Below are 22,933 nucleotides of genomic sequence, written 5' to 3' on the forward strand. Positions count from 1 at the left end.
CGGGTGCTACGACACGTACCAGGTCGCGGGGTGGGGGTGGAGCGGGGCGGCGGTGGGGACGGCGGAGCCAGCGCGGGGTTCAGCCGAAGAGCGCGGCCTGGGACGCGGCGTAGAGCAGCCAGCCGGCGCTGTAGAGGATCGACACGGCGCCGAGCACCAGTGCCCACACGGCGACGGCGCGGCTCTCGAGCGGGCGGCGCAGCGCGAGGATCGCGGCGACAATGCCGACCACCCCGATCGGGAACCCCCAGCCGACGAACAGTGAGAAGACCAGCCCGACGATCGAGAACCCGAGAGCCCACGCTCCGAGACCGCGGCGGGGCGGGGGCTGGGCCATGTCCCACTGCTCGCTCGCGAGTCCGTCCTCACCGGGAAGGGCGGGCGCCCGCTCGGTGGTGATCGCGACCGGCGCCGTGGGGAGGCGCAGGAATCCCCCGCGGTGCGCGCCCGGCAGCGCCGACTCGGCGTCCGGCCTCACGACGTCGGCCGAAGGCTCCTCGACGGCAGGCACGGGGACGCGAGGGGCCCCGGGTTCAGCCGCAGCCAGGCGCGCCGCACCGGCACCGGGTCCAGCCGCCGCCGGCGAAGCTGAAGCGCCGGGCTGAGCCGCAGCCGAAGCCGCAGCCGAAGCGCCGGGCTGAGCCGCAGCCGGCGAAGCCGCAGCCGAAGCGCCGGGCTCAGCCGCCTCGGCGGCCGACGCAGAAGCCGCGGACGCTGCGCCGGGCTCAGCCGAGCCAGCCGCAGCCAGATCGGCCGCGCCCTCCTCGGGCCCGGCCCCCGCACCACGATCGTCGCTCATGTCGCCTCCGCCGCGACCTGGATCTCGGTCACCGGCAGCGTGGAATCCGCTCCGAATGCGAGGGTCGACGGCGGTCGCCCCGACATGATCAGCTCGGAGGCGAGGGCCGCGATCATCGCGCCGTTGTCGGTGCAGAGCGACAGCGGCGGGATGCGGACGGTCACGCCCGCGGCATCCGCTCGCTCCACGGCCACATCGCGCAGCCGGCGGTTCGCGATGACTCCGCCGCCGAGCAGCAGCCGCGGCACGTCGTAGTCGCGGCACGCGGCGAGCGCCTTGGTCACGAGCACGTCGACGACGGCTTCGCGGAACGACGCGGCGACATCGGCGACGGGCACGGGCTCGCCCGCCGCCTGCCGCTGCTCGGTCCAGCGGGCGACCGCCGTCTTGAGCCCCGAGAACGAGAAATCGTAGCGGTGCTTGGCGAGGTCCGACGCGCGAGAGAGTCCGCGCGGGAACGGAATCGCGCGAGGATCTCCGGATGCCGCGGCCCGATCGATCTCGGGACCCCCGGGATACGGCAACCCGAGCAGCCGCGCGACCTTGTCGAAGGCCTCGCCGGCGGCATCGTCCATGGTCTCGCCGAGCAGCTCGACGTCGGTCGTCAGGTCGCGCACGAGCAGCAGCGACGTGTGCCCGCCGCTGACGAGGAGCGCGACCGTCGGGTACTCCAGCGGCGGCGCGGAGGCGTCGAGGATGTCGGCGGCGATGTGTCCGACGAGGTGGTTGACGGCGTAGAGCGGCCGGTCGAGCGACACGGCGAGCGCCTTCGCGGCGCCGACGCCGACCATGAGGGCGCCGGCGAGGCCCGGTCCGCTGGTGACGGCGACCGCGTCGATATCGCTCAGTGCGACGGATGCCTCGGCCAGCGCCGCCTCGATCGACGGCTGCAGCGCCTCGAGGTGCGCCCGGGCAGCGACCTCCGGGACGACCCCGCCGTAGCGGGCGTGCTCGTCCATGCTGCTCGCGATCGTGTTCGACAGCAGCGTGCGGCCGCGCACGATCCCGATCCCGGTCTCGTCGCAGCTCGTCTCGATCCCGAGGACCAGCGGTCCCTGAGCCTGTCGAAGGGCCTGAGCCTGTCGATCCGGTCCCTGAGCCTGTCGATCCGGTCCCTGAGCCTGTCGAAGGGCATTCATGTGCACGCTCCTGCGTCCGCGGCGGTGGTGGCGGTACCGGCTCCCGGCCGCGCGGCCCACCCGCGCACGTCGAGGCGCATCACGACGGCGTCGACGTCGTCGGGCTGGTAGTAGCGCGGCCGCCGCCCCACCTCGACGAACCCCTCCGACGCGTACAGCGCCTGGGCGACCGGGTTGTCGGCGCGCACCTCCAGGAACACATCGTGCACACGACGAGCGGATGCCTCCGCCAGCAGCGCTTCGAGCAGTCCGCGGCCGCGTCCCCGGCCCCGGGATCCCGCGGCGATCGCGATGGTCTGGATGTCGGCATCCCGCGATCCGCGCACGGCGCGAAGTCCGGCGTACCCGACGATCCGCCCGGCTTCTTCGACCACGACGTACCAGCCGTGCGGCGACGCGAGCTCGTCGCGCATCATGGCGTCGGACCACGCGTCGGTCGGGAACGAGGCGCGCTCGAGCGCCATGATGGCGTCGAGGTCGGCGGGGGTCGCGCGGCGGAGGGTCATGCGCGGGGCTCCGGGGCGGGCGACGCGGCCGGCGCAGTCACGCGCTTCGGCCCGGCGGGCAGCGTCACGTCGGGCGAGCGCAGGTAGAGCGGTTCGGAGGTTGCGAGCACCCGACCCGCGGCGAGCGCCCGGGCCGCCGCGAGGGCGACCATCGCCGCCGGCACGACGAGGGTGTCGCGGCGCTCGGCGCCGAGCTCGGCGAGCTCGGCGTCGATCCCGTCCCGCGGGACGAGCGCCGGCTCGGTCGCGCGCACCGGGAGGCCGTCGTCGTCCATCCCGTCATAGGCGGTGTACGCGAACTCCTTGCGCCGCGCATCGGTGACGACGGCGAAACGGCGGGTTTCGGCATCCCATCCCCCGTCGACCAGGTCGGCGATCAGCAGACCCAGCGCGACGGCGTCGTGGCTCGCGACCGGGATGACCGGGATCCCGCGGCCCAGCGCGAACGCCCGCGCCGCGGCGATGCCGACCCGTAGCCCCGTGAACGGTCCAGGACCCATGCCCGCCGCGACATGTGTAATCTCCGCCGAGGCGATGCCGGCCTCGGCGAGCGCCTGCACGATGAGCGTTCCGATTGCTTCGGCATGGCCGAGGGGATTTGTGCTGGATGCCGCGGCCCGCACGATTCCGTCGGGCTCGACGATCGCGACGGCCGTGCCGAGGGAGGTGTCGATGCCGAGGATCACGTATTCCAGGGTAGTCGGGGGTTCTGGGGCGGCGCTTCGCGTGTCGCACTAGTAGCGGGAGCCGGCGCCGGGCCGGGAGCGGCGAGAAGGTGGCCCGAATGGTTGCATCGCCCAAGCGAAGGCCACCACTTGGGACCCAACCTTGACGCGGGCCTCCACGAAGGTGGCGCGAATGGTCGCATCGGCGCCGAGCAGGCAACCATTCGCGACCCATCCTCGAGGCGGGCCGAGCCCGAACGCCCTACGGCCGCCGGGCCACCGTCACGATCCGCGGGGTGTCGGCGTCGAGCTCCTCAACCGCCCGCGAGGTCGGGCCGCAGGCCGTGTCGAGCCCCCGCCCGTGCCACTCGCGGTCGAGCTCGACCTCCCACCACGCGTCGGCGAGGCCTTCGACCATGCCGCGGCCCCACTCCACGACGATCGCGGACCCCGCCACGTCGATGTCGAGGTCGTCGAGCTCGAGCGCCGAACCGAGCCGGTAGGCATCCACGTGCACGAGCGGCGTGCCGCCCACGAGGGACGGATGCGTCCGCGCGATGACGAACGTGGGGCTCTGCACGGGTCCGCGCACGCCGAGCCCGGCCGCGATCCCCCGCGTGAGCGTCGTCTTGCCCGCGCCGAGCGGACCGGTGAGCACGACGACGTCGCCGGGGCGCAGCATCCGTCCGATTCGCTCGCCGAACGCCTCCATGTCGTCCGGCGTGGGAATCTCGTAGCGCCCGACGAGAGGGTCGAGGCTCATTGCTCGGCCCCCGCCGGCGCATAACTCCTGCAAAAAACTGGGCGCGACGGTCGCCGGGCATGGAATTCCGCCGAACCCCGAGGCGCCGCCATCCAAATTGCAGGAGTTATGCGCCGGGTAAGCAGCGCAACCCGGCCAAAACCCCCACCCGTGGCCCGCCTCATCAACTCCGAACCCCTTTCCAGCCCACTCACCCCGACACCTGTCGGCGCGGGACGCGCGGCCCGATGCGCGTGACGATCTCGTAGTTGATGGTCCCGGCCGCGTCCGCCCACTCGTCGGCCGACGGCGCGCCGAGCGTCGGATCGCCGAACAGCACCGCCTCGTCGCCGACCATCACGGGGTGGTCGCGGACGTCGACGACGAACTGGTCCATCGCGATCCGCCCCGCAACGGTGAACCGCGAGCCGCCGATCGTCACGGGTCCGGCGCCGGAGGCGCTGCGCGGCACCCCGTCGGCGTACCCGAGCGGGATGAGCGCCAGCGTCGTCTCGCGGTCGGTGCGGTACTCGTAGCCGTACGAGACGCCGTGGCCCGGGCGCACGCGCCGCACCGCCGCGACCGACGCCCGCAGCGTCATCGCCGGGCGCAGCCCGAGGTCGCCCGCGTCGCGGTCGTCGAACGGCGAGAGTCCGTACATCGAGATGCCGAGGCGCACGCAGCCCAGCCGCGCCTCCGGCAGCGCGATGGCCGCGTGACTCGCGGCGAGGTGCCGCAGGGGCGGCGCGAGACCCGCGGTCGCGGCATCCGCCAGTCCCTCTTGAAAGGCGCGCAGGCCCGCGCGGTCGTCCTCGGCCGAGGTGTTCGACAGGTGGCTGAAGATCCCGATCACGCGCAGCTTGCCGATGCGCTCGAGACGCGCGGCCTCGGCGAAGATCACGGCGCGGTCCTCGGGGGCGATCCCGTTGCGGCCGAGGCCGGTCTCGAGTTTGAGGTGCACACCCACTGGGCGATCGACGGATGCCGCGGCCGCAGCCTGCAGCAGCTGCTCGAAGCTCGAGATCCCGAGCTCGATCCCGAGGGAGGCGGCCTCGTAGAACGAGGTCCCGGGGGCGTGCAGCCAGGCGAGGATCGGTGCGTCGATGCCCGCGCGGCGGAGGGCGATCGCCTCGGCGATGTCGGCGACGCCGAGGCGCGACGCGCCGCCGTCGAGCGCCGCGACAGCGGAGCGCACGGCGCCGTGGCCGTAGCCGTCGGCTTTGACGACCGCGATCACCTCGGAGCGCGTCAGCCGGCGCAGCTGCCGGACGTTGGCCGCGATCGCGCCGACGTCGATGGTCGCCTCACGGAACACCCCGGCGGGCAGGCGGCTCATGCGGTGCTGCTTTCGGAGGGCGCGGGCGTCGGCTCGGGGGCGGGGACCGGCGTGGGCTCGGGGGCGGGCGCGTCCGCCGCGGCGGCCCGAGAAACCACATCGCCGCCGAGACCCCCCGCATCGCGTGATGTCTCAGCCGGAATGTGGTTTCTCGGCGCATCCGCGGCCTCGCCGGCGGCCGGCCCAGGCCCTTCGACGATGACATACGCGATGGCGAGGTCGGCGTCGTGCGACATGGACAGGTGCACCGTCGTGCCGCCCTTGGCAGCGACGACCGCGGCGGTGCCGCCGCTGAGGCTGAACGACGGCTTGCCCCGGGAGTCGGAGACGATCTCGACCTCGTGGAACGCCAGTCCGTCCGACCCGCCGAGCGCCTTGATGAGCGCTTCCCGGGCGGCATAGCGGGCCGCGAGCGACCGCAGCGGAAGCTCCCGCTCCACCGGCCCGAACATCCGCTCGAGCAGCCGCGGAGTCCGCTGGATGGTCCGCTCGAACCGCGCGATATCGGCAAGGTCGACGCCGATTCCGATGATCATGGCGCCTCCTCAGGCCGTGGTTCAGGCATCCGTCAGACTATCGCGGCGCCGTCCCCCGCCGGCCGCTACTCGACCGTGACGGACTTCGCGAGGTTGCGGGGCTGGTCGACGTCGAGGCCCTTGGCGGTCGCGAGGCCCATGGCGAAGATGTGCAGCGGCACGACCGCGAGCAGCGGCTCGAACAGCGGCCCGGCGAGCGGGATGCGCAGCACCTCGTCGGCGAACGGCAGCACGGCCGCGTCGCCCTCCTCGGCGATGACGATCACCCGGGCGCCGCGGGCGCGGATCTCCTGGATGTTCGACACGACCTTGGCGTGCAGCAGCGCCGACTCGCGCGGCGACGGCACGATCACGAACACGGGCTGGCCGGGCTCGATCAGCGCGATGGGTCCGTGCTTGAGCTCGCCCGCGGCGAAGCCCTCGGCGTGGATGTAGGCGAGCTCCTTGAGCTTGAGCGCGCCCTCGAGGGCGATCGGGTAGCCGACGTGACGCCCGAGGAACAGCACCGACCGGGTGTCGCCCATCCAGTGCGCGAACTGCTCGATGCGGGACTGCTCGCGGTCGAGGATCTGCTGGATCTTCTCGGGCACCGTCTCGATCTCGAGCACCTGCTGGGCGATCTCGGTGGCCGAGAGGGAACCGCGGATGCCGGCGATGTGCAGCGCCAGCAGGTAGATCGCGGTGATCTGGGCGACGAAGGCCTTGGTCGACGCGACGGCCACCTCGGGGCCGGCGTGCGTGTAGACGATCGCGTCGGACTCGCGCGGAATGGTCGCACCCTGGGTGTTGCAGATCGACAGCGTCTTCGCCCCGCGCTCGCGCGCATACTTGACGGCCATGAGCGTGTCCATGGTCTCGCCGGACTGGCTGATCGACACGACGAGCGTGTCGGGACCGATCACCGGGTCGCGGTAGCGGAATTCATGGGCGAGCTCGACGTCCACCGGCACGCGCGTCCACTGCTCGAGCGCGTACTTGCCGACCAGCCCGGCGTAGGCTGCGGTGCCGCAGGCGATCACGATGATCCGGTTGATGCCCGCGAACAGCTCGTCGAGCCCGTCCAATTCCGGGATCGCGACGGCGCCGTTGTGGATGCGACCGCGCAGCGTGTTGGCGACGGCCTCCGGCTCTTCGGACACCTCTTTCGCCATGAAGCTCGACCATCCGCCCTTGTCGGCGGCCGCGGCATCCCACATCACTTCAAACGGCTCGACCTCGACGGGCCTGCCCGTGAAATCGGTGACCGTGACGCCGTCGGGCGTGATCGCGACGATCTCGTCCTGGCCGATGGCGAGGGCGCTGCGCGTGTGCTCGACGAATGCGGCGACGTCGGAGGCGAGGAAGTTCTCGCCCTCGCCGAGGCCGATCACGAGGGGCGAGTTGCGGCGGGCGCCGACGACGAGGCCGGGGTGCTCCTCGTGCATCGCGAGCAGCGTGAACGCGCCGTCGAGGCGGCCGACCGTGGAGCGGAACGCCGCGACGAGGTCGCCGCCGTTGTCGCGGTATTCCCGACCGAGCAGCACGGCCGCCACCTCGGTGTCGGTCTCGCTCCGGAACGTGAATCCCTCGGCGAGCAGCTCGTTCTTGAGCTCGGAGAAGTTCTCGATGATCCCGTTGTGGATGACAGCGAGCTCGTCGTGGTCGGCCAGGTGCGGGTGGGCGTTCGCATCGGTGGGTCCGCCGTGGGTTGCCCACCGGGTGTGCCCGATGCCGGTGGTGCCATCGGGAAGCGGGTGGTCGACCAGATCGTCGCGCAGCACGGCGAGCTTGCCGGCCTTCTTGCGCATCCCCAGTTCGCCGTCGGCGCCGATCACCGCGACCCCCGCGGAGTCGTAACCGCGGTATTCGAGCCGCGACAATCCCGCGAGAAGAATGGCCTGGCTCTGCCTCGGTCCGACGTATCCGACGATTCCACACATGGGTTCCATGGTAGGCGGGGGGTTTGGTCAAGGGCCTGAACAAACGGACGGATGCCGCGGCACCGGCCGTGCCCGCGCTACAGCTTGCGGAGCAGCACCCGCTCGACGGCGTGGTCGGCGGCCTTCTCGAGCACGAGGGTCGCGCGGTGCTTGGTCGGCCGCACGTTCTCCTCGAGGTTCGGCAGGTTGATGTCGTTCCAGAAGCCGAGCGCCATCTCGATGGCCTCGTCGTCGCTCAGGTGCGCGTAGACGTTGAAGAACGAGCTCGGGTTGCTGAACGCGCCGCGGCGCAGCGCCAGGAAGCGATCGACGAACCACTGGGTGATGTGCTCGGTCGAGGCATCCACGTAGATGGAGAAGTCGAACAGGTCGCTGATCGCGACCTCGTTGGGCGAGGGCGGGGGCTGCAGCACGTTCAGGCCCTCGACGATCACGACGTCCGGGCGGCGCACGGTCACCTTCGCATCGGGGATGATGTCGTACCGCATGTGCGAGTAGAACGGCGCCTGCGCCTCGGGCGACCCGCTCTTCAGCTCGCTCAGGAACGAGACAAGCGCGCGCCGGTCGTAGGACTCCGGGAAGCCCTTGCGGTGCATGATCCCGCGCCGCTCGAGCTCGGCGTTCGGGTACAAGAACCCGTCGGTCGTCACCAGTTCGACCCGCGGCGTGCCGGGCCAGCGGCTCATCAGCTYGCGCAGCAGTCGGGCGATCRTGGACTTTCCGACCGCCACCGACCCCGCAACGGCCACGACGAAAGGGGTCGTCGAATCCGGCTCGTTCAGAAAGCCCGCCGTGTCGGCGCCGAGGCGCTTGGTCGCGGTCGCGTACAGCGACAGCAGCCGGCTCAGCGGCAGGTAGACCTCGCGCACCTCGTTCAGATCGAGGCGATCGCCGATGCCCCGCAGCTGCACGACCTCGGTTTCAGACAAGGGCTGCGGGATGCCGGAGGCCAGTCGTGCCCATTCGGCCCGGTCGATCTCGCGGTAGAGGTGCGGGCTCAGTCCGCCCAGTCCCCCGTCGACGGGGGCTGCGGAATGCGGGGTCGCGGCTTCGGCGGACATCCGGCCCATCGTATCGGCTCACGCGGGGCCGGTGCGGCGGCGGCATGGATCACGGCGTCCCGGCGCGGCCGGGCGCCGCTGAGAAACCAGATTCGCGCCGAAACATCGTGCGCCGCCTGGTTTCTCAGCCCGCGTGTGGTTTCTCGGCCCGCGTGTGGTTTCTCGGCCGGCGTGTGGTTTCTCGGCCCGCGTGTGGTTTCTCGGCTGGCCGGCCGCTGAGAAACCAGATTCGCGCCGAAACATCGTGCGCCGCCTGGTTTCTCAGCCCGCATGTGGTTTTTCAGTCCGCGTGTGGTTTCTCACCCGGGTGCCCCGGGCCCGCCTCGACCCCGCCCCGCGCCAGCGCGCCCCACCCCCGCCCGGTACGCTCGTCCCGTGCGCTTGGGAGTCCTCGACATCGGGTCCAACACCGTCCACCTGCTGGTCGCCGACGCGCGCCCGGGCGGCCGGCCGCTCGCGACCACGAGTCAGCGCACGGTGCTGCGGCTCATGCGCTACCTCGAACCCGACGGTTCGATCAGCGAAGAGGGCGTCCGCGCCCTCGAGGCCGCGGTCAGCCAAGCCCGCGACACCGCGAAGGCCGAGAACGTCGACGAACTCCTCGCCACCGCGACCAGCGCCGTGCGCGAAGCGCTCAACGGCCCCGAAGTCATCGCCCGCATCGAGGCGGCCCTCGGCCAGGAGCTGCAGGTGCTCGGCGGCGAGTCCGAGGCTCGCTTCACCTTCCTCGCCGTCCGCCGCTGGTTCGGCTGGTCCGCCGGCCAGATCCTGCTCTTCGACATCGGCGGAGGCTCGCTCGAGATCGCATCTGGTGGTGATGAATTGCCGGATGCCGCGGCATCCGTCCCCCTCGGCGCCGGTCGCATGACCATCGAGTTTTTGCCGAACGATCCCCCGGGCGAAGCCGCGGTCGACGCGCTGCGGGCGCACGCGCGCGAGGTGCTGGCCCCGGTGGTGGAGACGATGCGGGCGCAGCCGCGGCCCGACCATGTGGTGGGGTCGTCCAAGGCGATCCGCTCGCTCGCAAAGCTCGCGGGCTTCCCGTCGGCGGGCTGGTCGGGGATCGAGCGCATGGTGCTCCCCCGCGCGGCGCTCGGGTCGTGGATTCCGCGGCTCGCGCGGATCCCGGCATCCGCTCGCCAAGAGCTGCCCGGAATCACGCCCGACCGCACGTTCCAGATCGTCGCCGGGGCCGTCGTGCTGCACACCGCCATGACGGAGCTGAAGGTCGACGAGCTCGAGGTGTCGCCGTGGGCGCTGCGCGAGGGTGTGCTGCTGCGCTACATCGAGTCGATGTCCTGGCACTGAGCGGAACCGCCCAGCCGGTCGCTGCCGCCGCCCAGCCGGTCGCTGAGCTTGTCGAAGCGCCCAGCGCAACCCGGGCAGTCGCTGGACAGCCTCGATTACGAAGTCGGATGCCTCTGCTCAAACCTCATTGAACTTCGTGCTCACACAACCTCTCGCCGAATCCACCCACCTCGCGCCAGACCACTCAGTTCTGCACGCTGGAGTCGGTGGACTGGCGCAGAGTCGTGGATTCGGCGTCTGGTGAGGCGAAAAACCCCGGGTAATTTCGCAAAAAGAACTACTGCGGTCTGCAGGAGCGTATGGTTCAGCCATGTCAACCCGCGCTCAGAGAAGAGCCCGCAGTACCCGAGGCCTCGCCATCGGTGCCGTCATCGCCCTCATCGGACTCTTCGGCGCCACCGCGCCGGCGTATGCCGCACCCCCCACCGCACCCGTCGTGAAGTACGTGGCGCTGGGCGATTCCTACGCCGCTGGACAGGGCGCAGGGCCGCAACTCGACGCGTGTTTCCACACCGCTGCCTCGTACGCTGCACTGCTCGACGCAGCGCCTCGCACCAACCTGCTGCGCAACGCGGCGTGTTCGGGCGCGACGATCGCGGATGTCGCGACAACCCAGCTCTCGCAGGTGAACAAGGGCACGACCCTCGTGACCATCACCGTCGGCGCGAACGACCTCGCCCCGGGGGCGGTCTACACAGCGTGCTATCTCGCCGATCTGAGCCAGGCCTGCGCTGACGCGGGTGCACATGTCGCGACCGTCCTGCAAGGAGACGCGCTGAACAATGGCATCAGGGATCTTGTGCTGGCCGTCGCCGAGCGCGCACCGAACGCACGCATCGTCGTGACCGATTACCCGATCCCCTTCATTGATACCAATGTCTGGGTCAAGGAGCAGGTGAACGCCGCGACGTTGGCGCTCGACCTCAAGATCGCGCAAGGAGTGGCCGCCGCTGGAGCTGCCGGCGCGAAGGTCTCCCTTGCGAGCGTGGCCGGGGCGTTCTGGGGCCACCAGATCGGCAATGACGACCCGTACCTCGGCGCCGTCATCTCCAACCCCGTGACGTTCCTGCACCCGACGGCCGCCGGCCAGGCGATCTACCGCGACGCGATTCTGGCGGCCCTCGCCGGCTGACGCCTGCGGTCCGGCCACGAGCCGATACGTTCCCGCGAGCCGCGCTGTTCGCGGTGGGTCTGTATCGGCTCGGGGCGCCGAATCCACCTACCTCGCGCCAGACCACTGAGTTCTGCGCGCCGAAGTCGGTGGACTGGCGCAGAGTCGGTGGATTCGGCGTCCGCGGGTCGAACCGCGAAGAACCCCTAAAGCGCCAAGCGCTCCCGCACGACATCCGCCAGACGTTCCGCAATCCCCTCGGCAACAGAAGCGTGGGATGCCTCGACCATCACCCGCACCATCTCCTCGGTGCCCGACGCGCGCAGCAGCACGCGTCCGGAGTCGCCGAGCTCCGCAGAGACGGCGGCGACGGCATCCGTCAATACCGGGTCGGAGGTCGCGCGCGACCGGTCGACGTCCCGCACGTTGATGAGCACCTGCGGGTACACCGTCATGATCGACGCCAGCTCGGCCAGCGACTTACGCGAAGCCGCCATCTCTGCCACCAGGTGCAGGCCAGTCAAGAGCCCATCCCCAGTGGTGGCGTACTCGCTCATGATCACGTGGCCGGACTGCTCGCCGCCGAGGGAGTAGCCGCCCTCGTTCATCGCCTCGAGCACGTACCGGTCGCCGACCGACGTCTGCAGCACGCGAATCCCGTGGTCAGCCATGGCCCGGTGCAGTCCGAGGTTGCTCATGACCGTGGCCACGAGAGTGTCGTCGACCAGGTGTCCGCGCGACTTCATCGCCACGGCGATGATCGCCATGATCTGGTCGCCGTCGACGACCTTCCCGGCAGCGTCCACGGCCAGGCACCGGTCGGCGTCGCCGTCGTGCGCGATGCCCACGTCGGCTCCGACGCGCACCACGTGCTCAGCGAGCAGGTCGAGGTGCGTCGACCCCACACCGTCGTTGATGTTCATACCGTCGGGGTCGGCGCCGATCACGGTCACCCGGGCGCCCGCATCGCGGAAGGTCTCGGGCGAGACGCCAGAGGCGGCGCCGTTGGCGCAGTCGAGCACGACATGGATGCCGTCGAGCCGGTGCGGCAGCGAACCCAGCAGGTGGATGACGTAGCGGTCTTCGGCGTCGGCGAAGCGGCTGATGCGCCCGACGCCCGCACCGGTCGGCTGCAGTTTGGGACTCGAAAGAGCGGCTTCGATGCGCTGCTCGACCACGTCGGGGAGCTTCACACCGCCACGGGCGAAGATCTTGATGCCGTTGTCGGGGGCGGGATTGTGGGATGCCGAGACCATGACGCCGAAGTCGGCATCGATGTCGGCGATCAGGAACGCCAAAGAGGGTGTGGGCAGCACGCCCGCGTCGAGCACGTCGACGCCGGACGAGGCCAGGCCGGCCGAGACGGCGGCAGCCAGGAACTCACCCGAGACGCGGGGATCGCGCGCGACGACGGCGGTGAGCCGCTTGCCCGAGGCGCGACGCGCCTCGGCAGTACGGCCCTGGCCCAGGACGACAGCAGTCGCCTGGGCCAGGGTGAGAGCGAGATCGGCGGTGAGGGGGCCGTTGGCCAGCCCCCGCACCCCGTCCGTGCCGAATAGCGGCATCGGTACGGTTTCGATCAGCGCTTCGAGTACTGAGGAGCCTTGCGGGCCTTCTTGAGACCAGCCTTCTTGCGCTCCTTGACGCGAGCGTCACGGGAGAGGAAGCCGGCCTTCTTCAGGGTGGCGCGGTTGTTCTCTTCGTCGATCTGGTTGAGCGACCGTGCGATGCCGAGGCGCAGCGCGCCGGCCTGGCCCGACGGGCCACCACCGGAGATGCGTGCGATGACGTCGTAGGCGCCGGTCAGGTTGAGCACCGTGAACGGGTCGGTGACCAGCTGCTGGTGGAGCTTGTTCGGGAAGTAGTCCTCGAACGTACGGCCGTTGACCGTGATGGTGCCGGCGCCGGGGACGAGGCGCACGCGCGCGATCGCCTGCTTGCGACGACCCACGGCTGCGCCGGGGACCGTGAGCACGGGGCGCTCGACGGCCGCGGCGGCCTGGTCGGCCGGCGTCTCGGTCGAGTAGCTTTCGGGGGCTTCGGCTTCGGTGGTGTCTTCGATATTCGCCACGAGATTGTCCTTAATAGTCTTTGCGGCGCTTACTGGGCGACCTGGTCGAAGGTGTACGTCTTGGGCTGCTGCGCGGCGTGCGGGTGCTCGGCGCCCGCGTAGACCTTCAGCTTCGTCAGCTGCTGCGCGCCCAGGGTGTTCTTGGGGAGCATGCCGCGGACGGCCTTCTCGATGGCCCGGACCGGGTTCTTCTCGAGAAGCTCGGCGTACGTGACGGACTTGAGTCCGCCCGGGTAGCCGGAGTGGCGGTATGCCTTCTTCTGCTCGAGCTTCTGGCCCGTGAGGGCGACCTTGCCGGCGTTGATGACGATGACGAAGTCACCGACGTCGATGTGGTTGGCGAAGGTCGGCTTGTGCTTGCCGCGGAGGAGCACGGCGGCGTGGGATGCGAGGCGGCCGAGAACGACGTCGGTTGCGTCGATGACCAGCCACTCGCGCTGGATCTCGCCAGGCTTGGGGGTGTATGTGCGCGTCACAATAGTGCTGCTTTCTTGATCGAACGGAGAGGTTCGTGAATCCCACTCCGGGGTGGTTCTACAGCCACGGTCCCTGAGCTTGTCGAAGGGCCGAAACGCAGAACACGCCAGTGGAGGGCTCACGTTCGCGGTGCCGGGTCAGCTGAGCCGAACACCAAAGATCGAGTCTACGGCATCCGGATGCCTCGGCCAAAACGGCTGCGCTCCATTCGAGGCCGCTTTGCAGGAACGCGCACTTATGCTGTGCACATGGATTCTGGGGAGACCGCACCGACGGCGCGCCGTCGTGACGCGCGGCTGAGCTCCGGTGAAGAGCTTACCGAGCTGCTCGACACGGGCTCGGTGCCCACGAACGCCCCCAAGCGCACCGGCATCTGGATCTGGCCGTGGATCCTGCTGATCATCTTCGTCGGCTTCCTCGCCCTCGCCGGCTCGCTCGCGTTCGGCGCGAAGCACATCGCCGACCACGCCTTCATCGTGCGCGACGAGCTCATGGCGGCGCGCGCCGTGGTCGCGACGATCCCCGCCCTCGCGACCGCCAAAGACACCGCCGGCCTCGAGGCCGCCGCCGCCGAGCTCACCCAGCACGCCGACAAGGCGCTGGCCGAGACCGACGACCCGATCTGGAACCTCTTCGAGCAGATCCCGGTGGTGGGCGAGAACCTCTCCGCCGTCCGCAAGACGACGGCGGCCGCGCACATCCTCGTCGAGCAGGCGATGCCGCCGGCGATCGAGCTGCTCGGTGTCGTCGACATCAGCCGGTTCGGTCTGAAAGACGGACGAGTGGATGTCTCGGCCTATCAGGCCGCGCTCCCGATGATCCCCGCCCTCCGCGAGGCGGTCAGCGCCGCCCAGGCGCAGGTCGCCGACATCAACTATGACAACCTCGTGCCCCAGGTCGACGAGGCGATCAGCGAACTGACCGGTGTGCTGTCGCAGGCGGCCCCGGTGCTCGATCAGGCGGAGAAGGTCCTCCCGGTCGCGCTCGCCGTGCTCGGGCAGAACGAGCCGCGCAACTACCTCCTCATGTTCCAGAACAATGCGGAGACGCGGACCACGGGCGGCAGCCCGGCATCCATCGCCATGCTGCACATCGAGAACGGGGCGATCAGCCTCCCCGCGATCAGCAATTCGACGGAGCTGGCGGAGCTCGAGGCAGGTTTGCCTCTGCCGGCGGAGATGCTCGCCCTGTACGAGGGCGACACCACCAACCGCATGCAGAACTACACGCGCACGCCGGACTTTCCGACCAGCGCGCAGATGATGTCGTCGCTGTGGCAGCGCGAGCGCGGAGGCACGATCGACGGCGCCATCTCGCTCGACCTGCCTGCCCTGCAGAACCTCCTCGCCGTGAGCGGTCCTGTGACGCTCACCAACGGGGATGTGCTCGACTCCGGCAACGCGGCGAAGCTGCTGCTCGTGGATGCGTACGCCCGCTTCAACTCCCAAGAGCAGGATGTGTACTTCTCGGATGCCGTGGCCCACGTGTTCACGCAGGTCACCTCGGGCTCGGGTACGCCGGCCGCTTTGCTCGATGCCTTGAACGCGAGCGTGAAGACCCACCATGCGATGGCCTGGTTCGCGCGCCCGGACGAGCAGGCCATGTCGGTCGACCTCGGGGCGTCGGGAACCTTCGTGCCCGACAACACCAAGGTGGCGCAGGTGGGGATCTTCCTCAACGACTCCGGCTACAGCAAGCTCGAGTACTACCTCTCCAGCGCGGTGAAGGTGACGGCCGACACCTGCAAGGCGGGCAGCGGGCCGGCCACGATCACGACCTCGATCACGCTGACCTCGGCCGTGCCGTCCGGCGGGCTGAGCGACATCGTGCTCACTCAGCGAGGCACGCGCTTCGGGGTGCCGCGCGACACGATCATCACCGACGTCGTGTTCTTCGCGCCCGTCGGCGGACAGATCACCGGCAGCGACCCTGGTAAGGGCGACTGGCCCCGACTCGACCGCAGCGGCGTGGAGCAGGGCCGAGCGGCCGAGTCGATCTCGATCGGCGTTCCGCGCGGCGAGTCGCGCACGGTCACGTTCACCGCGTTCGTCGATCGCGCGAGCCTCGGCGACCCCGGCTCGCCCGTCGACGTGCGCACCACCCCGATGCTGGGCGAGACGCCGATCACCATCGAGCAGACCCCCTGCGGCTGACGCCCCGGTCGTTGAGCCTGTCGAAACGCCCCCGGTCGTTGAGCCGCGGCTCCGGTCGTTGAGCCTGTCGAAACGCCCCCGGTCGTTGACCGACACCCCGGTCGTTGAGCCTGTCGAAACGCGGTGACCGCCGCGAAACCAGCCATTCACATTCGCTCGTTACGGTCACACTCATGACCACTCCCTCCATCAAGGCCGTCATTCCCGCCGCTGGCCTTGGCACTCGCTTCCTTCCCGCCACCAAGGCGATGCCGAAAGAGATGCTGCCCGTCGTCGACAAGCCGGCCATCCAATACGTCGTCGAAGAGGCGGTCGCCGCCGGCATCGACGACATCGTGATGATCGTCGGTCGCAACAAGAACGCCCTCGCCAATCACTTCGACCGCGTCACCGAGCTCGAGCACACGCTCGAGGCGAAGGGCGACCACGGCAAGCTGGCGCGCGTGATGGAGCCGAGCTCGCTCGCCGACATTCACTTCCTGCGTCAGGGCGACCCGAAGGGCCTCGGACACGCGGTGCTGCGAGCCAAGAAGCACGTCGGCAACGAGACGTTCGCGGTCATGCTCGGCGACGACCTGATCGACGCGCGCGACCCGCTGCTGTCGCGCATGATCGAGGTGTCTCTCGGCCAGTCGGCGACCGTGGTCGCGCTGATGGAGGTCGAGCCGTCGCAGATCCACCTCTACGGCTGCGCCGACGTCGATGCCACCGGTGAGTCGGATGTCGTCAAGATAAAGGCTCTCGTCGAGAAGCCCTCCTCCGAAGAGGCCCCGAGCAACCTCGCGATCATCGGACGCTACGTGCTCAAGCCCGAGATCTTCGCGGTGCTCGAGAACACCGCGCCGGGCAAGGGCGGCGAGATCCAGCTGACCGACGCGCTCGAAGAGCTCGCCGCCGACGAGTCGATCGCCGGTCCCGTGCTCGGAGTGATCTTCCGTGGCCGCCGCTACGACACCGGCGACCGGCTCGACTACCTGAAGTCGAGCATTCTTCTCGCCCTCGACCGCGACGACCTCGGCCCCGAGCTGGCCTCGTGGATCAAAGAGATCGCGCCGTCACTGCCTGAATGACGCCTAATGCGAGGGCACGAGCGTGCTCGTAATCATGGTCCGCTCAGCTCAGCTCAGCTCAGTGTCGTGCGCCGCGCACCGCGCAGCTCGTGGGGTGCACGGGTCGGAGCCAGGTGTCACCCAACTGACCACCAGGTGGTACCTCCGTCACGGCGAGCTATCGAACTCGTTTGCCAGCCGTGACCGCGAGGACTCGACCAACGCCCGCGGCCTTTCGATGGACGCTCCGACGCTCGACACGTCGTTCACGTTCGAGAGATCAGCGCCAACCAGGACGGGTTCATCGCAGTCCGAGACCTGAACGTGTCGGGCGGGTTCGATGGGCAGGTCGGGCAGGGTGGCCCGATCTCCTACTTCAAGGCCATCGGCATCGCCGCGCACCACAGCGGCCCCGGCAATTACGACCACTTCTGGGGGTCGCTGTACTACGACGGCACCCGCGAGGCGGGCATGTTCATCGCGGACATCACCGGTCGCCACGGCGGAAACGTCTACGGCGGTCACTTCCGGGTCTCCTCGCAGACCACAGCCCCGTCGTACCTGGTTGGCTTCGGCCTCGAAGTCGCGCCCAACGTAGGGAAGGGCGTGCAGACGGCCGCGACGCTCTCGACCGCGATCCCCGCCGCCACACCGACAACCAGCGTCGTCCTCTCGGCCCCGGTGCAGCGCACGTCCGGCACGAACATCGAGCACACGGCTGACGATGCCACGAAGGTAGTTGCCTACGTGTCGACGAGTATAGGCGCGGCGTCCGCGACGGTGCCCGTGACATCGTTCACCACGGCATCCCGAACGTCGTCCGCTTCGACAGTCAAACTCGGCGTGCATCGGGCTCGGGGTCCAGAACAACGGATCGCAGTCCGCGTCTTCCGCGCTGAACGTGTCGGCCCCACTGTTCTCGGGCGTGGACCACGCAGTCACGCCACCATTCGTATTCGGGCTCAGCTTCGACATCGCTGCGGCGAACCCGAACCGCACCGAAATCAACATCGGCGGTGTCTGGAGCAACGCGCTCAACTGCAACAGTGCGAACATCAACAACCTCGGCACATTCGTCGGCGTCGGGTCATCCCCGAACCGCGACGTGCGCGTGGTCGACAACCTCGTCATCGACAACAACCGGTACCTGAAGTTCAACGAATCGGGCGGGGCCAACAAGAAGGTGCTCAGCGTCGCGCCTTCGGACAACACCCGCTTCATCGCGCCCGCGGCGACAAAGCAATGGGGGTTCTAAGACTCGACGGAAGCGACTCAGGTCGCCCGCATCACGGGATCAGGCCGCGCCGACTCCTCCGTCGCCGGGGTCACGACGAAGTACACGGCAGGCGCCCCACAGCCCGTCTATCTGACGAACGGTCAACTCGAGATCTGGCACGACACGGGCGGCGGTACGTCCTACCTCGTGGTCAACGTCAACGGAGTCTCGAAGAAGGTCGCACTCGCATGAACCCCGCCAATATCCTCACCCTGATCAGCGACCTCTACGGGCAGAAACACGCGCTCGGGCAGGATAACGCACAGCTGCGGGAGTTGCTCGCTCAGCAACCTCCAGCGGAAGGGTGATGGCTCCCTGATGGTGGAGCGCGGGATCCTCAGCCGTGATCTCGCCGCCGTCCTTGGTCGCTGCGAACCCAATCAGAAGGGCAAGCAGCGACCATGTGGCCGGAAACTCCAGCACGTCGAACACGAAGAACACCACGGTCGTGGCCAGCAGGCCGAGGCGGACGGCGCCTCGAGCTCTGACGATGCTCACGACCATCGTCAGCATCAGCAGCACGAATCCCAGCAGGCCGCTGGTGATGAACGTCGCGATGTACTGATTGTCGATTGCTCGGAATCCATCGGTCGGCGGCAGGATCCGCAGGTCGTAGACATCTCCAACGCGGATCCAGCCGTTGCCGAGCAGGAGGTGTTCGAAAGGTTGTGCGAGCAGGTAGGGAATGTTTTCCCAGATGCCCTGACGGTGCGTGAGGGAGCCGCTCGAGGTGAAACGGTCAACGACCTCCGAGCCGAAGAATCCACTGGCGGCGGCAAATGCGAGCACCACGCCCGCGAGGAGGACGCCGCGGAGCACACGGAATTTGCGGGATCCGATCGAGAACAGGACTACGGCTGCCATCACCAGGACTGCGCTGCGCGAGCCAGCGGCGACCGCGCCGGCGAACATTAGAACCGTTAGCGCGAAACGCATGCCGCGGCGAGCGAAGCTGTATTCGCGGATCAGCGCAGTGGCGATGATCAGAGTGAAGCCGTACAGGAGTGGGTGTCCGAACGAACCCTGCGCTCGGGGCAGGCCCGGCACGATCTCATTCGCAAGGCGCGAATCAGACGACGCGAAGCTGTCCGGGACCGGGGATGCCCACAGAACCGGCGGCTCGAGGATGACCTCTGCGATGCCGTAAAGAGCTTGGGCTGAGGCGATGAAAATCAACGTTCCCGCCATCGTCTTGCGCTCGGCACGAGTCGACTTGAGGCCGAAGACCACGAAGCTCAGCGGCACCAACGTATGAAGTGTCAGCACCTGGAACACAGAGTCGTCGATGCCGTACGCCACGCTCGAAAAGATTGTGACTGCGAGGTAAGCAACGAGAAGCAACGGCCCCCCTGCCCGTGTGCCCGTACCCCGTCGCCGGATGAGAACCACGATGGCGAGTACTGCGATCACCATCAGCTGCCCGTACCGGAGTTGGCTCGGGACGAGGTGGATCGGGCTCAAGGTGACGAGCAAGATGCTGATGGATCCGGCGACGCCGACGAGGATGCGCTCGGGGATCAGGCACGCTGCGAATGCGACTGCGGCCGCGGCGATGAGACCGCCGACGATGAGTGGCTGGGCAAGTACGCCGACAACGATGAGGACTACCGCGACGGGGCCCAGTACTCCGAGCAGCAGGCCCGTGCTCACTCGCCTTCTCATGGCGTCAGTGTATAGAGAGGTGCGAGCGACTCCCGCATCGAGGCGAGGGTTGGCGAATAGACGTAACAATCGGTCGATAACATGACGCAATGCGCGACCAGACGATCGACAACGCCCGCGGCATTGCCATCATCGCGATCGTGCTCGGTCACGTTGTGCGCGGTCTGGGCGACTCGGGCATCCTGAGCGACAGCTCTGCAGCCTATGCGCTCACCGACCGTGGTCTGTACCTGGTGCATCTGAGCGTCTTCGCGCTTCTGTCCGGTCTATTCGTGAAGCGAGGCATCGACCGTTCCGGAGGCTGGCCGTACCTGCGGTCGCGAGCTGCGCTGTTCCTCTACCTCTACGTGCTCTGGTCGCTGCTACAGGGGTTCGTCAAACTGGCGGCAGGGTCGGTCTCCTCCAACCCGGTCTCGCTGGTGGAAGTGCTCTCGCTCTGGCGCTCCGAGACGCAGATGTGGTTCCTTCCCTTCCTTGTTGTCGCGACCGCTGTCGTCGTCCTTGTGCGACCGTGGGCTCGGGTCTGGGGCATCCCGTACTTCGGCGCGATCGTCGTCGCGGCGATTTCGGTCTTGATCTGGGGCTGGTCAGGTCCGGTCATCGGAACGCAGGGGCTCGCACTGCTCGGGTTCTTCGTCGTCGGTGCGGCCACGACGTATGAGCGGCTCAACCGGATGGTGGAAGCCATCTCGCCCCCGTGGCTCGTAGTCGGGTTCGTCGTACTGGGAGGTGTCTATGCGGGGACTCTGCTGACGATGACGCCGACGCCGCCCGCCATGCTCGGGACGCCCGCCGACGAGTGGGAGCGCGCAGCAGGTCTAGTCGCCAGCGTCACCGGCTGTGTTGCCGTCATCTTGCTCGCTGCGATCCTGGCACGGCTCCGCACGCCACTGCTGCCGGCTATCGGGCGCCGGTCGCTCGAGATCTTCCTCGCGCATGTGATCGCATTCAACGTCGTGCGCATCGGGCTCGGACTGCTCGACGTGACGAACGATACGGTCAACATCGTTCTGTGCACGGTCGCGGGTGTTGCATTGCCGATGCTCCTCGCGGCTCTCAGCGACCGGGTTCGTCCGCTCCGGTGGCTGTTCGAGCTGCCGCGTGTACGCAAGCCTCAGCCGGCAGTGAGCACCCCGGGGGCGTAGTCAGGGGAGAGGTAGCGCCGGGACGACGAGGATCAGTCCGGCGATCCTGGCCACGAAGCCGACCCTTTGCCAGACCTTCGCGGGCGCACCGTTCGCCCACTGCACGAACTTATTAATGAGGATCTCGTCGTCGGCCATGCCCGGCATCCTCCCACGCCTGCGTTTGGTCCACGTAAACGACCTCGTGCTATCGAACGCAGTTAGTCAGCCCGTGGCCTCGGCTCCCCGTGGCGGACCGCTTGCCCGGCGACTGGCGCATACCTGGCGTGGGCACCGAGAAACGCCGCCGCTACGACATCGGCGACCGGCTCGACTACCTGAATTCGAGCATTCTGCTCCCCCTCGACCGCGAAGACCTCGGCCCCGAACTGGCGTCGGGTATCAAGGAGATGGCGCCGTCCCTGCCTGAATGACGACAGATGCCGGGGCCCCGTCGCGCTTTTCGCCCCGAGCTCAGTTCAGCATTGTGCCCGCGAGGGCGAGAGCGACGTAGGTCGCGTTGTAGACGACGTGGATGAGCACCGTGCCCCAGATGCGGCCGCTCAGAAGCACGAGCGCGGAGCAGACGAGGCCGAGGAGCGACAGCGAGATCACCTGGTCGACCGTGAGTGACAGCGTGAGGCTGTGCAGCATGAGGAACAACGCTGTGCTGACGACGGCGGCCGCGAGGCCTGCCGTTGCCTTGCCGAAGGATCTCCGCAGGATCGTGTAGACGCAGACGAGCACAACGGCGCGAAAGAAGAACTCCTCGGTGAGCGGGGCGATGACCACCGGGCTGAGCACATCGGTGAACCAGAATCCCGACGGCAGGTCGGTCCCGATCGTTGAGTAAGACGGCAAGGCCCCCGAGGCTCCGGCAGTCAGTTCCAGCCAGCCCTGCACGATCCGAAGGAGCACACCCAGTCCGAGGCCGAAGACCAGGTCGCTCGGTTCGAATCGCAACAGACCGACCGGGCGTGACCTGGTAAAAGCCCAGATGATGCCCGCGAGCATCCCTGCCCACAGAAGGGCCGTTCCGAGCATGCCACTCCAGGCATACGGTATGAATGCGACGACCGTGGTGCCGGCCAGCACCGCGACTCCGAGAGCCACGATGGCCACAGCGAGGGTGCCCTCCCGCCAACGTGCCACCGTTCGCCCGCCGAGCCGCCAGTCCGTCCGGCGCGTGTGGGTGCCGCTCGGCGGCTCGGCGTCGGGCGCCCCCCGACGTGCATTTCTGCGCGTGCCGACGGTCGCCTCGGCCTCGCTCTCTGCGAGACCCTCGGCGGTCGGTTTAGCGGTCGGGGCATCGGTAGAGTGGTCCGGCACGCGCCCCACGCTACCCCCCACCGGAGGTCGATCCGTGTTCGAGGTGCTCACCGTCTGCACTGGCAACATCTGCCGTTCCCCGCTCGCTGCCGAGCTCCTCCGAGCGAGCCTCGCCGATCTCGAGCCGATGATCGGCAGCGCCGGCACCCGCGGACTCCGCTCGGCGCCGATGACGAGCGAAGCCCAACTGATTGCGGCCGAGTACGGCGTTTCGGCGGATGCGGCGGCGGCGCACCGCTCCCGGTACCTGCTGGAGGACCACCTCAGCTCACCCGACCTCATCCTCGCGATGACTCGCGACCATCGCCGCCAAATCGCCGAACTCGCGCCMTCGCGACTGCGGGCGACCTTCACAGTGCGCGAGTTCGCGCGGCTGGCGTCCGACGTCTCCGACGACGAGATATACGCAGCAGGGACAGGTGCGAGGTTGGATGCCGGCGCTCGCGTGCGTGCGGCGGCTGCGGTCGTTGCATCCCGTCGTGGCGTGTCACTGCCGCCCGTGACGCCCGATGACGACGACGTCATCGACCCCTATGGGCGCTCGTGGCAGACGTATGAGCGGTCCGCCGCCCAGCTCGTGCCGGCTCTCGACGAGGTCGTGCGCGTGCTGAGGGTTGCCACCCGATGAACGACATTCCTTAACATTCCCGACATGCGCCGGCGGGAAACC

23 protein-coding genes and 1 pseudogene are annotated in these 22,933 nt (G+C 68.8%); 8 read left to right on the forward strand and 16 right to left on the reverse strand.

Going from position 1 to position 22,933, the window contains the following annotated elements:
* Window positions 1-79: 79 nt before the first annotated feature.
* From ACXJ3V_RS19575 to coaA, 9 genes and pseudogenes are all read right to left on the reverse strand, one after another.
* Entirely contained in the window at window positions 80-799 is a 720-nt protein-coding gene (locus ACXJ3V_RS19575; protein WP_457102026.1) for a hypothetical protein, read from the reverse strand.
* A complete protein-coding gene (gene tsaD / locus ACXJ3V_RS19580; protein WP_457102027.1) occupies window positions 796-1,938 on the reverse strand; it encodes a tRNA (adenosine(37)-N6)-threonylcarbamoyltransferase complex transferase subunit TsaD in 1,143 nt (380 codons plus the stop codon). Before tsaD ends, ACXJ3V_RS19575 begins: the two co-directional genes overlap by 4 nt.
* Window positions 1,935-2,444, reverse strand: coding sequence for a ribosomal protein S18-alanine N-acetyltransferase (rimI, locus tag ACXJ3V_RS19585; RefSeq protein WP_457102028.1), 510 nt, complete (start codon window positions 2,442-2,444; stop codon window positions 1,935-1,937). The genes tsaD and rimI overlap by 4 nt, the downstream gene beginning before the upstream one ends.
* Window positions 2,441-3,130, reverse strand: a complete 690-nt coding sequence (gene tsaB / locus ACXJ3V_RS19590) for a tRNA (adenosine(37)-N6)-threonylcarbamoyltransferase complex dimerization subunit type 1 TsaB (RefSeq protein WP_457102029.1) — start codon at window positions 3,128-3,130, stop codon at window positions 2,441-2,443. Before tsaB ends, rimI begins: the two co-directional genes overlap by 4 nt.
* Window positions 3,131-3,371: 241 nt before the next feature.
* Window positions 3,372-3,872, reverse strand: a complete 501-nt coding sequence (gene tsaE, locus ACXJ3V_RS19595; RefSeq protein ID WP_457102030.1) for a tRNA (adenosine(37)-N6)-threonylcarbamoyltransferase complex ATPase subunit type 1 TsaE — start codon at window positions 3,870-3,872, stop codon at window positions 3,372-3,374.
* A gap of 190 nt (window positions 3,873-4,062) precedes the next feature.
* On the reverse strand, window positions 4,063-5,187 hold the full coding sequence (alr, locus tag ACXJ3V_RS19600; protein ID WP_457102031.1) for an alanine racemase: 1,125 nt from the start codon (window positions 5,185-5,187) through the stop codon (window positions 4,063-4,065).
* Between the two features lie 182 nt (window positions 5,188-5,369).
* A pseudogene (locus tag ACXJ3V_RS19605) lies at window positions 5,370-5,723 on the reverse strand (holo-ACP synthase); the annotation flags it as partial.
* Window positions 5,724-5,788: 65 nt separating this feature from the next.
* Entirely contained in the window at window positions 5,789-7,642 is a 1,854-nt protein-coding gene (glmS, locus tag ACXJ3V_RS19610; RefSeq protein WP_457102032.1) for a glutamine--fructose-6-phosphate transaminase (isomerizing), read from the reverse strand.
* A 77-nt stretch (window positions 7,643-7,719) separates the two neighbouring features.
* Entirely contained in the window at window positions 7,720-8,703 is a 984-nt protein-coding gene (coaA, locus tag ACXJ3V_RS19615) for a type I pantothenate kinase (protein WP_457102033.1), read from the reverse strand.
* Between the two features lie 375 nt (window positions 8,704-9,078).
* On the opposite strand from coaA, the gene ACXJ3V_RS19620 reads away from it, so the two are divergent.
* Window positions 9,079-10,011, forward strand: a complete 933-nt coding sequence (locus ACXJ3V_RS19620; protein ID WP_457102034.1) for a Ppx/GppA phosphatase family protein — start codon at window positions 9,079-9,081, stop codon at window positions 10,009-10,011.
* Window positions 10,012-10,321: 310 nt separating this feature from the next.
* Entirely contained in the window at window positions 10,322-11,143 is an 822-nt protein-coding gene (locus ACXJ3V_RS19625; protein ID WP_457102035.1) for a GDSL-type esterase/lipase family protein, read from the forward strand.
* Between the two features lie 185 nt (window positions 11,144-11,328).
* Here the strand turns inward: ACXJ3V_RS19625 and glmM are convergent, their stop codons facing one another.
* Genes glmM through rplM form a run of 3 tightly spaced genes read right to left on the reverse strand, consistent with a single transcriptional unit; the run spans window position 11,329 to window position 13,669 of the window.
* On the reverse strand, window positions 11,329-12,687 hold the full coding sequence (gene glmM, locus ACXJ3V_RS19630) for a phosphoglucosamine mutase (protein ID WP_457102036.1): 1,359 nt from the start codon (window positions 12,685-12,687) through the stop codon (window positions 11,329-11,331).
* 14 nt (window positions 12,688-12,701) lie between these two features.
* Window positions 12,702-13,193, reverse strand: coding sequence for a 30S ribosomal protein S9 (gene rpsI, locus ACXJ3V_RS19635; RefSeq protein ID WP_457102037.1), 492 nt, complete (start codon window positions 13,191-13,193; stop codon window positions 12,702-12,704).
* Window positions 13,194-13,222: 29 nt separating this feature from the next.
* The gene (rplM, locus tag ACXJ3V_RS19640) at window positions 13,223-13,669 is read right to left on the reverse strand and encodes a 50S ribosomal protein L13 (RefSeq protein WP_457102038.1); all 447 of its coding nucleotides are present in this window, start codon (window positions 13,667-13,669) and stop codon (window positions 13,223-13,225) included.
* Between the two features lie 249 nt (window positions 13,670-13,918).
* Here rplM and ACXJ3V_RS19645 point away from each other — a divergent pair, with 249 nt between their 5' ends.
* On the forward strand, window positions 13,919-15,823 hold the full coding sequence (locus ACXJ3V_RS19645; protein WP_457102039.1) for a DUF4012 domain-containing protein: 1,905 nt from the start codon (window positions 13,919-13,921) through the stop codon (window positions 15,821-15,823).
* Window positions 15,824-15,996: 173 nt separating this feature from the next.
* Window positions 15,997-16,893 carry a UTP--glucose-1-phosphate uridylyltransferase GalU gene (galU, locus tag ACXJ3V_RS19650; RefSeq protein ID WP_457102040.1) on the forward strand — a complete coding sequence of 299 codons (897 nt, stop codon included), beginning with the start codon at window positions 15,997-15,999 and terminating at the stop codon, window positions 16,891-16,893.
* 147 nt (window positions 16,894-17,040) lie between these two features.
* Here the strand turns inward: galU and ACXJ3V_RS19655 are convergent, their stop codons facing one another.
* Entirely contained in the window at window positions 17,041-17,397 is a 357-nt protein-coding gene (locus ACXJ3V_RS19655) for a hypothetical protein (protein ID WP_457102041.1), read from the reverse strand.
* 400 nt (window positions 17,398-17,797) lie between these two features.
* Between ACXJ3V_RS19655 and ACXJ3V_RS19660 the strand changes: the two genes are divergently transcribed.
* Entirely contained in the window at window positions 17,798-18,127 is a 330-nt protein-coding gene (locus ACXJ3V_RS19660) for a hypothetical protein (protein ID WP_457102042.1), read from the forward strand.
* A gap of 237 nt (window positions 18,128-18,364) precedes the next feature.
* On the opposite strand, the gene ACXJ3V_RS19665 is transcribed toward ACXJ3V_RS19660, so the two are convergent.
* A complete protein-coding gene (locus tag ACXJ3V_RS19665) occupies window positions 18,365-19,798 on the reverse strand; it encodes an O-antigen ligase family protein (protein ID WP_457102043.1) in 1,434 nt (477 codons plus the stop codon).
* A 101-nt stretch (window positions 19,799-19,899) separates the two neighbouring features.
* Here ACXJ3V_RS19665 and ACXJ3V_RS19670 point away from each other — a divergent pair, with 101 nt between their 5' ends.
* A complete protein-coding gene (locus ACXJ3V_RS19670; RefSeq protein ID WP_457102044.1) occupies window positions 19,900-20,955 on the forward strand; it encodes an acyltransferase family protein in 1,056 nt (351 codons plus the stop codon).
* Here the strand turns inward: ACXJ3V_RS19670 and ACXJ3V_RS19675 are convergent, their stop codons facing one another.
* Window positions 20,956-21,093, reverse strand: a complete 138-nt coding sequence (locus tag ACXJ3V_RS19675; RefSeq protein ID WP_457102045.1) for a hypothetical protein — start codon at window positions 21,091-21,093, stop codon at window positions 20,956-20,958.
* Between the two features lie 128 nt (window positions 21,094-21,221).
* On the opposite strand from ACXJ3V_RS19675, the gene ACXJ3V_RS19680 reads away from it, so the two are divergent.
* Entirely contained in the window at window positions 21,222-21,368 is a 147-nt protein-coding gene (locus tag ACXJ3V_RS19680) for a hypothetical protein (RefSeq protein WP_457102046.1), read from the forward strand.
* A gap of 40 nt (window positions 21,369-21,408) precedes the next feature.
* Here ACXJ3V_RS19680 and ACXJ3V_RS19685 read toward each other — a convergent pair whose 3' ends face one another.
* Complete coding sequence (locus tag ACXJ3V_RS19685) at window positions 21,409-22,263, reverse strand: CPBP family intramembrane glutamic endopeptidase (protein WP_457102047.1); 855 nt, start codon at window positions 22,261-22,263, stop codon at window positions 21,409-21,411.
* Window positions 22,264-22,297: 34 nt separating this feature from the next.
* On the opposite strand from ACXJ3V_RS19685, the gene ACXJ3V_RS19690 reads away from it, so the two are divergent.
* On the forward strand, window positions 22,298-22,891 hold the full coding sequence (locus tag ACXJ3V_RS19690) for an arsenate reductase/protein-tyrosine-phosphatase family protein (protein WP_457102048.1): 594 nt from the start codon (window positions 22,298-22,300) through the stop codon (window positions 22,889-22,891).
* The last annotated feature ends 42 nt before the right edge of the window (window positions 22,892-22,933 follow it).

Source organism: Microbacterium sp. P5_E9 (assembly GCF_054049175.1).

Bases quoted from the DNA above. Each gene is read 5' to 3' on its own strand.
- alr (WP_457102031.1), bottom strand. From the start codon at position 5,187: ATGAGCCGCCTGCCCGCCGGGGTGTTCCGTGAGGCGACCATCGACGTC.
- ACXJ3V_RS19670 (WP_457102044.1), top strand. From the start codon at position 19,900: ATGCGCGACCAGACGATCGACAACGCCCGCGGCATTGCCATCATCGCG.
- glmS (WP_457102032.1), bottom strand. From the start codon at position 7,642: ATGTGTGGAATCGTCGGATACGTCGGACCGAGGCAGAGCCAGGCCATT.
- glmM (WP_457102036.1), bottom strand. From the start codon at position 12,687: ATGCCGCTATTCGGCACGGACGGGGTGCGGGGGCTGGCCAACGGCCCC.
- tsaE (WP_457102030.1), bottom strand. From the start codon at position 3,872: ATGAGCCTCGACCCTCTCGTCGGGCGCTACGAGATTCCCACGCCGGAC.
- tsaD (WP_457102027.1), bottom strand. From the start codon at position 1,938: ATGAATGCCCTTCGACAGGCTCAGGGACCGGATCGACAGGCTCAGGGA.
- rimI (WP_457102028.1), bottom strand. From the start codon at position 2,444: ATGACCCTCCGCCGCGCGACCCCCGCCGACCTCGACGCCATCATGGCG.
- galU (WP_457102040.1), top strand. From the start codon at position 15,997: ATGACCACTCCCTCCATCAAGGCCGTCATTCCCGCCGCTGGCCTTGGC.
- ACXJ3V_RS19625 (WP_457102035.1), top strand. From the start codon at position 10,322: ATGTCAACCCGCGCTCAGAGAAGAGCCCGCAGTACCCGAGGCCTCGCC.
- ACXJ3V_RS19675 (WP_457102045.1), bottom strand. From the start codon at position 21,093: ATGGCCGACGACGAGATCCTCATTAATAAGTTCGTGCAGTGGGCGAAC.
- ACXJ3V_RS19645 (WP_457102039.1), top strand. From the start codon at position 13,919: ATGGATTCTGGGGAGACCGCACCGACGGCGCGCCGTCGTGACGCGCGG.
- ACXJ3V_RS19575 (WP_457102026.1), bottom strand. From the start codon at position 799: ATGAGCGACGATCGTGGTGCGGGGGCCGGGCCCGAGGAGGGCGCGGCC.